We start from the raw sequence: 14,351 nt of genomic DNA on the forward strand, positions 1-14,351 counted from the left end.
CTACAATACTGTAACCGCATTCAAATCTTTTCTGTAAAAAGGGGAAAGATTTCCCCTATGCTTTCTTCCTTCTGTTCCGGTACAAAAATCCTGCAAATAATGCGGGAACGGCTATAAATACACTGATCAGCGGAATATTCGGTCCTGTTTTTTCAACAGTCTCATAGATTTCAGCAGTCTCTCTGTCGAGAATAAATTCGTACTCCCCGTTTTTCTCTTCGGTACTGTCCCCGGTTAAAAGCCCGTTCAGTTCTTTACCTTCAGAGAGAGCATCAGCCGGAACAACAGCCGTTCTTGATTCTTCGGTATTGTTTACGGCAACCACCGTTGTTTCACCTTTGTATGTCCGCTTGAAAATGGTCATGCCCTTTTCATCAAACAGCACTTCCATCTCTCCTCTTCTGAGAGAAGGAAATTCATTTCGGACCTTTCCAAGCTTTGAAACATATTTTATGAGTTCATCATTTGCACGGAAATTCATCATTCTGCGATTATCCGGATCATTGCCTCCGTCCATCGCAATTTCAGTTCCGTAATACACAATCGGCATGCCCGGTGCAGCGTACATGTATGTCAGCGCCATTTTAATACGGGTAACCGGATTCTGTTTATTGACAAGAGCTTTTCTCGTAAATCGTTCGTTATCATGATTATCAATAAAATTGCCTAAAACAAATGGATCCTTGTACAGAACCTGATTTCTTTTAAAAACATTTGCAAGCATTCCTGCAGTGCCTCCTGTATTGGAAAACACTTTGGAAGCATCCTCATAAAACGGGTAGTCTACAACAGAATCAAGTCCTGCTTCCGTATACCCCGCAACATACTTCGGGTCCTTATCCCAGACCTCTCCCATTAAAAAGAAGTCGCTTTTGACTGATTTTACTTCCCTGGAAAACTCTTCCCAGAATGCTTTTGGGACGTGACGGACTGTATCAAGGCGATAGCCGTCAATGTCTGTCTCCGTAATCCACCATTTTGCAGCGTCTATCAAAAACGCTTTCGTTTCCGGATTTTCCGTATTCAGATCAGGCAGACCGAAAAGCCAGCCATTTTCTACTTCCTCTTGGTTTTGCCAGTTGGCAATGTCCTTTTTTTCATGAAACCAGTCTTTTTTGTCCGAATCATTTACCCACGGATGCTTATAGCCGGTATGATTGACTACAAAATCAAGCATCACTTTCATGTCGCGTTTGTGCGCTTCTTTTACGAGCGTCTTAAACTCTTCAAGTGTTCCAAAGTTTTCATCAACGTTCTTGAAATCGCGGATCCAGTAGCCATGATAGCCGCCTTCTTCATTATCGAACACAGGAGTCAGCCAGATAGACGTAAAGCCCATTTCCTGAATGTAATCAAGCTTGTCAATGATTCCTTTCAGGTCCCCTCCGTGATAGGCTTTCGGATTTTTCGGATCTGCTTCAAAATCATTGGACGTGTCGCCATTATGGAAGCGGTCCACCATGATAAAATACATACTTTCATCCTGCCAAGAACGATTTTCCTCCTTCTTTTCAGCACCGGCATGAGACGCCGGGAATGCTGATAGAAGAAGAAAAGGGATGACTAGTCCTTTTATAAACCGTTTAAACATCCCTATGCCCCCCTTACTGCGTAATAGCTGCCCGGAACCGGACAGCTTTACACATAAGACTATTAAACTGTTAAGGTGATTTCAATATGAAATCGTTCTCCTGCTTATCCTTTATTTGCTCCTGCAGTCAGTCCTTCAACGATATACTTCTGGAAGATCAAGAACAAAATCGTAATTGGAACGGCTACCAGTACAGCTCCTGCTGCAAAGGTCGTAAACTGAGTGCTTGTTCTGCCTGTAACAAATTCGAACAATCCAACGGCAAGTGTTTTATTTTCATTCGAACGAAGGATCAAACGGGCAAAGATGAAGTCCATCCATGGACCGATAAAGTTATTAACAGCGATAAAAACAAGGATCGGTTTAGAAAGCGGCATCATGATTTTAAAGAAAATCGTTGTATGGCTCGCTCCGTCAATCTTCGCTGCCTCTTCAAGACTTCTTGGCAGACCGTCAAAGTAACCTTTAACCAGCCATGCACCAAACGGAATGGATCCGCCGGCGTAAACAAGAATCAGACCCCAGTGATTGTCCAAAAGGCCAATTTGAAGCAGAAGAATGTATATGGCGATCATCCCCATGAAGCTTGGGAACATCTGAAGAACGAGCATGGCCATAAGACCCTGCTTGCGTCCCGGGAAACGGAAGCGCGAAAATGCATATGCTGCCGTTACAACAAGGAATGTTGAGATGAGCATGTTGAAAAAGGCAATTTTAAATGTGTTCTTATACCATGTCAGATACTTTGTTTCTTCAAACAGATAGCGGTAATGATCCAGTGTAAGCGCCTCTGGAATCAGCTTTGTTTTGAAAAGAGAATCCCCTGGATTCAGTGACCCGATAATAATGAAATACACAGGATACAGCACTGCAATAGCTGTTAGGATTAAAATGGCATATATAACGCCTACGACGAGTTTATCAGTTAGTTTTTTATTCATCATGACAACATATCCTCTTCCTTGAAGGCTTTTGTTTTTCTGAAGTTCCAGATAGAAAGAGTTGCTACTACGATAAAGATGAGGATGGATACAACCGAAGCTGTAGCAAACTGGCTCTGCTCAAGCGTCATTTTGTAAATCCAGCTGATCAGGATATCTGTAGAGCCGGCATAGCTGTATTCAACATTTACAGGATTACCCTGCGTTAATAGATAGATAATGTTGAAGTTATTGAAGTTTCCTGCAAAGCTCATGATAAGCAGCGGAGCCGTTGAGAACATGACGATCGGCATAGTGATTTTCCAGAACTTGCTCCATGGAGTTGCTCCGTCAACATCTGCCGCTTCAAACATTTCTTTATCAATTGTAGTCATGACACCGCTCATCAGAACCATCCAGAACGGGAATCCAAACCACATGTTAACTGTGACAAGCGTCACTTTTGCCCACATCGGATCAGAAAGCCATGGAATCGCTTCAAGACCAAGTGCTCTTAAGTATTGATTCAGCGGACCGAATTCTCCGTTGAAGATGTTTCTCATAATCAAAATGCTGACAAACTGCGGAATAGCCCAAGGCAGAATGTAGATCGAGCGCCATAAGCGCTTAAGTTTAATTCCTTTGTGGTTGATCAGAACAGCAAACACAAGACCAAGGAAGAAGGTTGTTGCTGTAGAAAGAATCGCCCATAGAACCGTCCATCCGAATACTCCGTAGAACGTTGTGCTCCATGTCTTCAGCTGGAAAAGGTTAAGGAATGTATCAAAGCCTACCCAGTCAACAAGCGCCTTCGGCGGCAAGTGGTTTGGACCGGAGTAGTTTGTAAAAGCAATCATAACTCCGAACAGGAGCGGAAGAATGGTAAGGAACATTGTAAATAGAATAGAAGGTGTTAACAGAATGTAAGGGAATCCGTTCTCCCATACGTTGGCAAGCGTTTGCTTAGTTGTGTTAGGCTTAATGCCGCGTTCGCGTGCTTTGCCGACTTTATAGGCATCGCGCACGTTCAAGTAGTAAACCCACAGGAACAAAATGAATGAAATTAAGAAGATAATTCCTTCGATCATCAGGAAGATTGAGTGATCGCCCTGAACAACTTCGAATCCATTTCTTGACTGAGGTGTGTCTCCAAGAGTTGTCAGACCCCACATTGCATATCTGAAAGGCAGTGACCAAAAAACGAGAAGATAAACTTCCAAAAGGATAAAAAGGATACCCTTTAAATATTGACGGTGGTAAATCTGTCCAAGCCCCATTAATAAAAGCGATAGTAATGCACCTATTCTTGCTGGTCCGCGCATTATGCCAGGCCTCCTCACGTTGTATGAAAATCATGTATATTGAGAAAACTTCTTCAAAAAATCCCCATTGTCCCTTTGCTGTCCCCATTTACGGGCAGTTGACCCCCACCTCTTTCTCATGCATGTTCAGGGCATAGAGGTAGAGGCTGCTGCCTGCCAATAAAGGATAAAAGTTGAGCCAATACCATAGGTATCGGCTCAGACTGACTATTACTTCGTTTGTGAAGAGATAGCATCCTCAATTTGCTGACGTGCAGCGTCAAGTGCCTTTTTAGGTTCAGTTCCATCGTTCCACATTGTTGTATAAGCCGTTTCCATTGGACCCCAAACTGATTGCATTTCAGGAATGTTCGGCATTGGAAGTGCTGATTCAGCCTGCTCAAGGAATGCTGAAGCAACTTCGTCGTTTTGGATAGCATCGCTTTCAATCAATTCTGTTTGAGGAGGAAGCTGTCCTGTCATTTCAAAGCGTTTTTCAAGCATTTCTTTGCTTGTTGCAAATTGTGCAAGAAGTGTAGCTGCTTTTGGATATTTAGAATAAGAGTTAACATAGTAAGCTTTGATTCCAGAGAAACTTTTTGGTGTTTCGCCGTTATCTAATTTCGGAAGCGGAGCAATACCGAAGTTGATGCCTGCTTCTTCATGGTTTTTAATATCCCATGGACCAGAGATGCGGTACATTAAGTTGTTTTCGTTAAAGAAAGAACTGATCAAGTCGCCAGTGATGTCTTCTTTTTTAAGCGGAAGAAGTTCTTTGTTCATGCGCTGCATGAATTCACCGGATTTAACTGCGCCTTCGCTGTTCACTCCAAGATCAGCTGCATCTGTGTTGTCGCTGCCGAAAATGTAGCCGCCGTAGCCAGCGAAGAATGCATGTGCAAAGTAGAAGTTTGCAGGCTCCATCATGAAGCCGTATTTGCCGTCTCCGGCAAAGCCTTTAGACTGTTCAAAAATTTCGTCAAATGTTTCTGCAGGCTTGTCTACTAAATCTTTATTGTAATATAGTGCATATGTTTCAATAGCCATCGGGAATCCGTAAAGCTTAGAATCGCCGTTTTCATCTGTGTAAGATGTTCCGCTGATCGCAGCTGGAAGGAAGCTTTCTTTATACTCATCAGCTAAAACGTTTTCATAAATAAGACCAGCTTTAACCATGTTTCCTACATGATCGTGAGGTGCGTGGAATACATCTCCGCCAAGTCCAGCAGGACCGTCTACTTCAAGTTTGCCTGCAGCGTCAACGTGGTTAACTTCCTGCACTTCAACCGGGATATCGTATTTTTTCGTAAATTCTTCTGCAACCATAGTCGCCCACTTGGCTTCTGAGTCTGCATTATCCCAAAGTACAAGCTTTGCGCCTTCTTCAGGAGTCAAATCTACTGCTTCTTCTGTCTTTTTTTCTCCCTCTTTGTCGCCGCCTTCTGTCTTTGCCGGCTCTGAGCTGCCAGGCTTGCTGCATGCTGCCATGACGAATACAAGCAAAGCAATGAGAGTAAGTGATAAAAACTTTCTCATAATTTCCCCACCTTTTATTTTGTTGTAATCTATTTCATTGTACTTAGTGCCCAGGGGACTTTCAGCACAACTGAAACCAAAGTCTCATAGTTCGTTAGTGAAAACGCTTCCTATTACCCTCTTAAAAAAAGGCTTTCATCTCTATCAGACAGCCGTTTCTGCCAAGGTTTGTGCAAACGTTTTCCCTACTAACTAATTTTTATTTTAAGTTTGCCAGAATTAAAAGTCAATACATTTTTAAAATAAATGCAAACGTTTTCCCATTGCCTTATAATAGAAAAGAAATCTATTTTTTGGCTATAGTCGGTGCACAAAAGGATGGGATGATAGTCACACATCCTCCATTCCTGTGCCCCGCTGCAAAACGGCCCGCAGAAAGAGAGTGAATGTATTGTTAAAAGAAGCTGTATATCACCGCCCTAAAAATCAATATGCTTACGCATACGATGAAAAAACACTGCACATCAGACTGCGCACGAAGAAGAATGATGTTGAAACCGTCAGCCTTGTGCATGGCGATCCATATGAATGGAGCAAAGACGGCTGGACGTTTAAGCAGAAAGAAATGAAAAAAAGCGGATCGGATGAGCTGTTTGACTACTGGTTTACAGCTGTCGAACCGGAATACAGAAGAATGCGCTACGGATTTGAGCTGATTTCAGGAGATGAAAAATGGGTCTATACAGAAAAGGGATTTACTAAAGATGTGGTCTCGGACGATACAGCTCCGTACTTCGCCTTCCCTTTCTTAAATAAAGCGGATGTATTCCATGCACCTGAGTGGGTGAAGGAAACAGTCTGGTATCAGATATTCCCGGAACGTTTTGCCAATGGAGATTCTTCTATTAATCCAGATGGCACCCTGGAATGGGGAAGAACAGAACCGACAAGCAGCAATTTCTTCGGCGGTGATTTTGAAGGAGTCATCCAAAACATCGGCTACCTGAAGGACCTTGGCATCAGCGGCATTTATTTCACTCCTGTTTTTAAAGCGTATTCAAACCACAAATACGACACGATCGACTACATGGAGCTTGATCCGCAATTCGGTGATAAAGAAACCTTTAAGCGCCTTGTCAGAACGTGTCATGATAACGGCATTAAAGTGATGCTTGATGCTGTTTTCAATCACAGCGGCTACTATTTCCCGCAGTTTCAGGACGTTCTTGAAAACGGCGAGAAATCAGCCTATAAAGACTGGTTTCACATCCGCAAGTTCCCTCTAAAAAACGAGGATGATTCTTTGAATTATGATGCGTTCGCATTTGTTGAAAGCATGCCGAAGCTGAACACAGAGCATCCAGAAGTGCGGAGCTATCTGCTGGAAGTGGGCCGTTACTGGGTAAGGGAGTTTGATATTGACGGATGGCGCCTCGATGTTGCGAACGAAGTGGATCATGCATTCTGGAGAGAGTTCAGGCAGGCTGTGAGAGCTGAAAAAGAAGATGTCTACATACTGGGTGAAATCTGGCACGACTCTATGCCTTGGCTTCAGGGTGATCAGTTTGATGCCGTCATGAATTACCCGTTCACAACCGGAACGATGAACTTTATCGCAAATAATAAAGTAAAAGCGGAAGAATTTGTTCACATCATGGAAAGCGTCCTCCACTCTTATCCTAAAAACGTGAACGAGGTCGCCTTCAACCTTCTTGGCAGCCATGATACCCCAAGAATCTTAACAACAGCAGGCGGGTCCGAAGAAAAACTGAAACTGCTTTTTGCCTATCAATTAAGCTTCATCGGAACACCGTGCATCTACTACGGAGATGAAATCGGCATGGACGGAGAACAGGACCCGGGCTGCCGCAAGTGCATGATCTGGGAAGAGGACAAGCAGGACCGCGAACTGTTCACTTATGTCAAAAAACTGATCAGCCTGCGCAAAAAGTACCCTGTATTCGGAAACGGCGGCGACATCACATTTGTTGAAGCAAACGATGAGACCAATCATGTCATTTTCACAAAACAGAACAGCAGCCAGAAAATGATAGCCGTTCTGAACAATTCGGACAAAGAACTCTCAGCCGTTCTTCCGTTCAGCCTCGAAGACACGAATCTGACTGACTTGCTCACCGGAAAAGAATTTGCAGCACATGCAGAGAAACTGACGGTGACAGTGCCTCCTTATGAGATGGCGTTTTATTTGGTTGAGGAATAAGGAATGAAGGTGCCCCGGTGTATGGGGTGCTTTTTTTTGGTTCTTTCACGATGGAACTGTTTTGATGGAGGGGCTTATCCTTCTGATTATTGACCGTTCACGACGGACTAGTGCTGTTGAAAGGTCATATCTTTCCTCCTTTTTGACCCGCCAATCAAATGTCCTCCAACCTGCAGGTTTCGTACCAGAAATTTCCAAAACCCATCCACTCTGTCCCCATAAAAACCACAAAAAAACACGCCAGAAAAAATTTTCTGACGTGTTACTATCCGGTTTCATTCCTCAGGCCTTGGCCCCGCATCAATGCCCCTGCTTTCAACCGTCATAATCGGCCTGCAGGTGACATCGCCGTTTACGCGGATCTGGCAGGATAGGCGCAGATGATCCTCTACTCCCTTTTCAGCGAACGCGTTTCGTTCTGTGTTAGTTAAATCTTCAAAATCACCTTCAAGAATTTCCACGCGGCAGCTTGTGCATTTCGCTTTCCCGCCGCAGCGGTGGAGAATGTTGACTCCATTATCTTCAAGTGCTAAAACAAGTTTTTTTCCCATTTCTGTTTCAAATGAGCCGTGGCCCGGCACGTTAATTGTCGGCATTTTTATTCCTCCATTGGTTTCTGGTTTAATGTTACTTATTACTTGAATTGGAACCATCAAGCTGCAGATTTTCTGTCTTGATGGCACTTATCTACGGGATTGGAACCATCAAGACCCGGATTTTCCGGCTTGGTGGCACTTATCTACGGGATTGGAACCATCAAGACCCGGATTTTCCGGCTTGGTGGCACTTATCTCCGAGTTTGGAACCATCAAGCCAGCGATTTTCTGTTTTGACGGCACTTATATCCGAGTTCGGAACCATCAAGCTGCAGATTTTCTGTCTTGATGGCACTTATCTCCGGGATTGGAACCATCAAGACCCGGATTTTCTGTCTTGATGGCACTTATCTACGAGATTGGAACCATCGAGACCCGGATTTTCCGGCTTGGTGGCACTTATCTACGGGATTGGAACCATCAAGACCCGGATTTTCCGGCTTGGTGGCACTTATCTCCGAGATCAGGACCATCAAGCCAGCGTTTTTCCCGTTTGATGGCACTTATCTCCAAGTTCAGGACCATCAAGCCAGCGATTTTCCCGTTTGATGGCCTTTATCTCCGAGTTCGGAACCATCAAGCTACCGCTTTTCTGTTTTGATGGCACTTATCTCCAAGTTGAGAACCATCAAGCCAGCAATTTTCTCGTTTGACGGCACTTATCTCCGAGTTCGGAACCATCAAGCTACCGGTTTTCTGTTTTGACGGCACTTATCTCCAGGATCGCAACCATCAAACACATGATTTTCCGCCCTGAAGGCACTTACCCCCAAGACCATAACTTCAGTACCATCCTGACCTATTATCGGTCTTATTCATACATGTTTTATTTTTTCCTTGATACTATCTTTCGATATTCAAGTGGTGAAACTCCTTCCAGCCGCTTAAATATTTTTGTGAAGTAGGCGGGATCCTGTATGCCGGACTCTTTTGCAATGAATGAAATTTTATCGTCAGTAGTAGACAGAAGACGCTTCGCCTGTTCCATCCGGTACTGAGTTAAGTACTGTACGGGTGTGACCCCCATTGTTTTCTGCATGCATCTTGTGATGTAGTCGGGATGAAAGTGAAGTTCCTTTGCAACGTCCTCCATCTTCTTCTCTTCTTTGTAATGTTTCCTAATATAACGCAGCGTGTCTTCTACTACTTTTTCAGCTGCACTTGAAATTTTCAGTGATTCTTTTTGGAGATGAAGAATGATTTCCTGAAAATAAATCTGCTGCCTCAGCGGAAAATCAGGGGTCTGATGATCCAGACGTGTAAGATTCTCAAAAATCTTTTCAACAAAATCACGGTGGAGGCACTCTCCGAAAGCCGGAAGTTTAAAATGAAATTGGGGCGGAACGACAAAGTCCCCGTCTCGCGTCTGAATCTCTGCCCAGTTTTCATACCCCTCCCTGTACAGTGAAAATTCACCCTCCATTTTGAAATGACACCAAAAAACTCTTGTATCTTCTCTGCAGCTTTTATGTCCGTAGTGTTCAAAGCCTGGAGTTAAGATGATGAACTGGCCGTCTTTTATTGTAAATGGCTCGCTGTTTTCCGTTATGTAAAGCTCTCCCGACTGGACGTAGATCAGATCAAAGACGGTAAAAATGCGCTTAAAGTGCTTGGATCCCTTTTTAAAAATAGCATCTCCGCCTTTTATAAAAGTTGGAAATGGAGGAATGTCAAAACCGATGTAGGACATGGCGCTCTCTCTCTTCAGGTCGTATTTTTCCAAAAATGATCGAAATCATCTCTTTTTATTATAGAAGATCATCTGTAAACTAGTAATGATTTTACGTAAGTTTTTGGGAAGGAGGATGTTTTTTGCCTCAAGTAAAGAAAGATCGAAAATTGACATTATTTGCTCTTACCTGGCCTATTTTTATTGAGCTGTTTCTTCACATGCTGATGGGAAATGCCGACACCCTGATGCTCAGCCAGTATTCGGATAACTCTGTTGCAGCTGTAGGAGTGGCGAATCAGATTCTGAACATTTTAATCGTCATGTTCGGCTTTATCGCAACAGGAACGATTGTTCTGATTACGCAGAACGTCGGTGCCGGCAACAGCAGAAGCGCCCTTGAAATTTCGCAGGTATCCATTGCAGCCAATCTGGTTCTTGGCCTGATTATCGGTGCAGCGGTCATTGCTTTCAGCGAAAACATGCTCATGATGATGAATATCCCCCCTGCCCTGATGGCAGAAGCAGACTATTACTTAAAGATGGTCGGAGGGCTCTGTTTCCTTCAGGCGCTTATCATGACCATTGGAGCTGTCCTTAAGAGCTACGGATTTACAAAGGATACGATGTATATCACAATCGGCATGAATATTCTTAATGTCATTGGAAATTATCTGTTTATTTTCGGACCATTCGGCATACCGGTTCTTGGAGTGGAGGGGGTTGCCCTTTCGACTGTTGTCTCAAGGCTTGCGGGACTGATTGCGATTTCTTATCTCCTTGTAAAGCGGATTTCATTCCAGACGAAAGCGCTCGATGTTTTTAAACTGCCTGTTTCTCACCTGAAAAATCTGCTGAAGATCGGGGTGCCGTCCGCAGGTGAGCATCTTGCCTACAACGGATCTCAAATCGTCATTACCATTTTTATTACCATGCTTGGAGCTGAAGCGCTGACAACAAAGGTTTATGCACAGAACCTGATGATGTTCATCTTCCTTTTCAGTCTCGCGATCAGCCAGGGAAATCAGATTATGATCGGACAGATGACAGGAGCTAAAGAATACAACCAGGCTTACGCCAGATGCATGAAGTCCCTCTATTGGGGTATCGGTACTTCTGCCGTCATCGCTGTGATATTCAGCATTTTTACCGACAGTCTGTTCGGCATCTTCACAGATAACACCGAGATTCTGCAGACAGGAGCTGTCCTTCTTCTCCTGACCATCATTCTTGAACCCGGCAGAGCATTTAATCTGATTATCATCAGTGCGCTTAGAGCGGCAGGAGATGTAAAGTTCCCGGTATATATGGGTATTTTGTCCATGTGGGGAATCAGCGTTCCGCTTGCCTATGTGCTTGGGATTCAGTTTGAACTTGGTCTTGCAGGCATCTGGATTGCGTTTATAGCGGATGAGTGGCTGAGAGGCATCCTCATGCTTATAAGATGGAAGTCCAGAGTCTGGATCAATAAAGGATTTGTTTTACATTCAAAAGCAGCAATCTGACATCCGGCGATTCCGCCGGATGTTTTAATTTTCGCGTCAGCTTATGTGACGCAAGTTGTAACCGCTGTCAAAAATCACACAGGAAATTAGTCCTTATTTTTTATTATAATTTTCAGAAAAATGCTTGCTTTCTGCATACTCTTGCCATATGATAATAAACATAACAACAGGTGTTATATTTCCTGACATGAAAATCAGTCTTTATTATCTTTTATTAAAAGGAGTGTGTTGAGGAATGGATGCTATCGTGCTAATGGATAATTTATGGGTCGTCATTGCGGGTATACTTGTTTTGCTCATGCAAGGAGGATTTATTCTTCTTGAAGCGGGATCTACCCGGATGAAAAACGCCGGTCATATTGCAGGGAAGACGATTTTTACAGTTGGAATTGCCTCTCTTGTGTTCTGGGCAGTAGGGTACGGGTTCATTTACGGTGATGGCAACAAGTTTATCGGTCTTTCAAACTTCTTTTACGGAGATGCTTCTCCAGCAACTGACGGGCTGACCACTTCCGTTGATTTCTTTTTCCAGCTCGCCTTTGCAGCAATTGCACTGACAATTGCCTTCGGAGGATTTGCAGAACGTGCTAAACTGTCTGCATATGTTATCTTCGCAGTCTTATTCTCTGCATTGATCTATCCGGTCGTTGCCCACTGGATTTGGGGAGCCGGCTGGCTTAAGGATTTAGGCAAGCAGGATTTCGCAGGATCCACAGTCGTTCATTTGACTGGTGCAATGGCGGCACTCGCTGCGACGATTGTCTTAAAGCCAAGACTCGGAAAATATGCAAAAGACGGTACGATGAATCAGCTTTTCGGCCATAACCAGGTATACACGGCTCTAGGCGTTTTAATCCTTTGGGTCGGCTGGTTCGGATTTAACGCAGGAAGCACATTCGGCGTATCAGACGGATTTTTTGGATATGTTGCTTTAAACACGCAGCTTGCAGCAGGTGCAGGTGCCATCGCAGCGATGATTGCCGTCCGGGTGATGACAGGCAAAGCTGATATTCCTACAACTTTAAACGGCGCTCTTGCCGGACTTGTAGCCATCACTGCCTCCTGTGCATTCGTGGCCCCGTGGGCAGCGGTTGTCATCGGACTTGTCGCCGGAGTTCTTGTCTACTTCAGCATGAAGCTGTTTGATAAAGCGAAAATTGATGATCCGATTTTTGCCCTCTCTGTTCACGGTGCGGCAGGCGTCTGGGGTACATTATCCACCGGTTTCTTCGCTACTCCGGAGCTTGCTGAGCGAAACGGCGGACTTGCGGGACTGTTCTACGGAGGAGGCCTCACACAGCTCGGCGTTCAGGCCATCGGCATTCTCTCATGTGCCGCGTATGCGTTCATCGTGTCTTACGTCATCCTCATTGTGATGAAAAAGGCAATGGGCACAATCCGCGTGACAGAAGAAGAAGAAATGATCGGTCTTGATATGAGTGAACACGGCAGCTACGGCTATCCTGAATCGTTTGCTTCTGCAGAAGGAAGCAAGCCTGAGAAAAAAACAACAGCTTAACAGAGTGGTTTAGAGCGGTGTGATGCCGCTCTTTTTTTGTGCTCAGCTTTCATCAGACGCCTCGTCCGCATGGCCAGAGCGCGTTTCCTTGTGCATTCCCCTGCGGTTTCTTATAATCAGAGTAGAGAGAGGTGCACAAATGAAAATTGACCAGTCCATCTATTATTTTTTCCTTTTCTGGTATGCGTGCGGTGTTGTTCTTTTAAGCTTTGATATCCTTCCTCCCGCCCTGGAATGGGCAAATGTGGTGTTCCTGATAGCTGCAGGCTTGATTGGAGGCATTTATTTTGTCCGTTCGTACGGAACTTCAAAAGGACTTTCCATTTCTGCGATCATCGTTTTTTTCTCCATTTTTGCAGAGCACCTCGGCGTTGAGTACGGTATTTTGTTTGGTGACTACTACTACACTCAGGATTTCGGCCCTAAACTGATCGGCGTTCCGATCGCAATCGGATTTGCATGGCTGATGGTGATCGCCTCGTCACATGCACTTGCCAAAGTGATCGCCTATAAGAAAAATGTGCTGATCTACGTTCTCACAGGCTCTTTGCTTGCGGTTCTGATGGATCTGATCATTGATCCTGTAGCCTACGAGGTTAAAGAATACTGGGTATGGCAGGCAGAAAGTTTTTACTACAACATTCCCTTTTCAAATTTTGCAGGGTGGTTTATTGTCGCCTTCATTCTGCATGCTGTCATCTACTTTCTTGTACATAGCGAAATGAACGTGAGCGGCATCTGGCACAGCCGGATGGTCCTTGTTTTTATTCTGATGCAGGCCATGTTCATCCTTTTGGCTCTGATCAGCAAACTGTGGCTTGCTGTTTCCGCCACTATTGTGCTGACTGCTGCAGCGCTTGCGGTTTACTATTATTCTTTAAAGAGGTTCCCACATGATTGAAGCCGCCAAAAAGCCTTACTTTGAAAAATTGTTTTTCCTTTATAACAGGCAGCTGTTTAAACGCCATTTTAACGGGATTTACCTCGATGGGCCTGCAGAGCTGCCCAATCAGGCGATCATCTGCATGAATCACAGTTCGTGGTGGGACGGTCTTCTTCTTTTCCACTGCAATCAGGCAAAAATAAAGCACGATATCTACATCATGATGCACGAAAAAGGACTGAAGGAATTCCCCTTTTTCAGAAAGCTCGGCGCGTTTTCTGTTAACCGGGGGAAACCGAAAGACATTGTGCTTTCTCTTCAGTATGCAGGCAGAAAACTGGATGAGGGCAAATCAGTCTGTCTTTTCCCGCAGGGGGATGAAATGCATCTCGAGAAGCGCCCTCTAGGCTTTTTGCCAGGGGCGGTTTCCCTGCTTGAGAAACACCCTCACATACCGGTTCTTCCCGTCATCTTTTACTATTCTTTTGGAGACCGGAAAAAGCAGGATCTTTTCGTCCGAATTTGTCCTCCTATTACATACAAGGAACTTACCGGGACCTCCCGTAAAGAAAAGAACCTTTGTTTTGAGGAACTGTTTACAAAAGAACTCGATTCCCTGAGACAGCAGGTCATTGAAAAGAACGTCAGCGGGTTTGAGAATGTGTTATAG

Annotated in this window: 11 protein-coding genes; 5 read left to right on the forward strand and 6 right to left on the reverse strand. The window is 44.4% G+C overall.

Features of this window, described 5'->3' with window-relative positions; translation table 11 throughout:
* Positions 1-55: 55 nt before the first annotated feature.
* From MHB63_03780 to MHB63_03795, 4 genes are all read right to left on the reverse strand, one after another.
* The gene (locus MHB63_03780) at positions 56-1,591 is read right to left on the reverse strand and encodes an alpha-amylase family glycosyl hydrolase (protein ID MEK3805709.1); all 1,536 of its coding nucleotides are present in this window, start codon (positions 1,589-1,591) and stop codon (positions 56-58) included.
* A 104-nt stretch (positions 1,592-1,695) separates the two neighbouring features.
* Positions 1,696-2,532 carry a sugar ABC transporter permease gene (locus tag MHB63_03785; GenBank protein MEK3805710.1) on the reverse strand — a complete coding sequence of 279 codons (837 nt, stop codon included), beginning with the start codon at positions 2,530-2,532 and terminating at the stop codon, positions 1,696-1,698.
* Complete coding sequence (locus tag MHB63_03790) at positions 2,532-3,833, reverse strand: sugar ABC transporter permease (GenBank protein MEK3805711.1); 1,302 nt, start codon at positions 3,831-3,833, stop codon at positions 2,532-2,534. Before MHB63_03790 ends, MHB63_03785 begins: the two co-directional genes overlap by 1 nt.
* A 210-nt stretch (positions 3,834-4,043) precedes the next feature.
* Positions 4,044-5,348, reverse strand: a complete 1,305-nt coding sequence (locus MHB63_03795; GenBank protein MEK3805712.1) for a maltose ABC transporter substrate-binding protein — start codon at positions 5,346-5,348, stop codon at positions 4,044-4,046.
* Between the two features lie 391 nt (positions 5,349-5,739).
* Here MHB63_03795 and MHB63_03800 point away from each other — a divergent pair, with 391 nt between their 5' ends.
* Positions 5,740-7,509: an alpha-glycosidase gene (locus MHB63_03800; protein ID MEK3805713.1), complete on the forward strand. Its 1,770-nt coding sequence runs from the start codon at positions 5,740-5,742 to the stop codon at positions 7,507-7,509.
* Positions 7,510-7,784: 275 nt separating this feature from the next.
* On the opposite strand, the gene MHB63_03805 is transcribed toward MHB63_03800, so the two are convergent.
* A complete protein-coding gene (locus tag MHB63_03805) occupies positions 7,785-8,105 on the reverse strand; it encodes a 2Fe-2S iron-sulfur cluster-binding protein (GenBank protein MEK3805714.1) in 321 nt (106 codons plus the stop codon).
* An 826-nt stretch (positions 8,106-8,931) separates the two neighbouring features.
* On the reverse strand, positions 8,932-9,795 hold the full coding sequence (locus tag MHB63_03810) for an AraC family transcriptional regulator (GenBank protein MEK3805715.1): 864 nt from the start codon (positions 9,793-9,795) through the stop codon (positions 8,932-8,934).
* A 122-nt stretch (positions 9,796-9,917) separates the two neighbouring features.
* Here MHB63_03810 and MHB63_03815 point away from each other — a divergent pair, with 122 nt between their 5' ends.
* From MHB63_03815 to MHB63_03830, 4 genes are all read left to right on the forward strand, one after another.
* Positions 9,918-11,279: an MATE family efflux transporter gene (locus MHB63_03815; protein ID MEK3805716.1), complete on the forward strand. Its 1,362-nt coding sequence runs from the start codon at positions 9,918-9,920 to the stop codon at positions 11,277-11,279.
* 235 nt (positions 11,280-11,514) lie between these two features.
* Positions 11,515-12,798 (forward strand): ammonium transporter, encoded by a 1,284-nt coding sequence (locus MHB63_03820; GenBank protein ID MEK3805717.1) that lies wholly within the window; start codon positions 11,515-11,517, stop codon positions 12,796-12,798.
* A 139-nt stretch (positions 12,799-12,937) separates the two neighbouring features.
* Positions 12,938-13,699, forward strand: coding sequence for a carotenoid biosynthesis protein (locus MHB63_03825; protein ID MEK3805718.1), 762 nt, complete (start codon positions 12,938-12,940; stop codon positions 13,697-13,699).
* Positions 13,692-14,351, forward strand: coding sequence for a lysophospholipid acyltransferase family protein (locus MHB63_03830; protein MEK3805719.1), 660 nt, complete (start codon positions 13,692-13,694; stop codon positions 14,349-14,351). The genes MHB63_03825 and MHB63_03830 overlap by 8 nt, the downstream gene beginning before the upstream one ends.

Source organism: Bacillus sp. FSL H8-0547, from assembly GCA_038002745.1.
Classification (GTDB): Bacteria; Bacillota; Bacilli; order Bacillales; family Bacillaceae; genus Bacillus_P.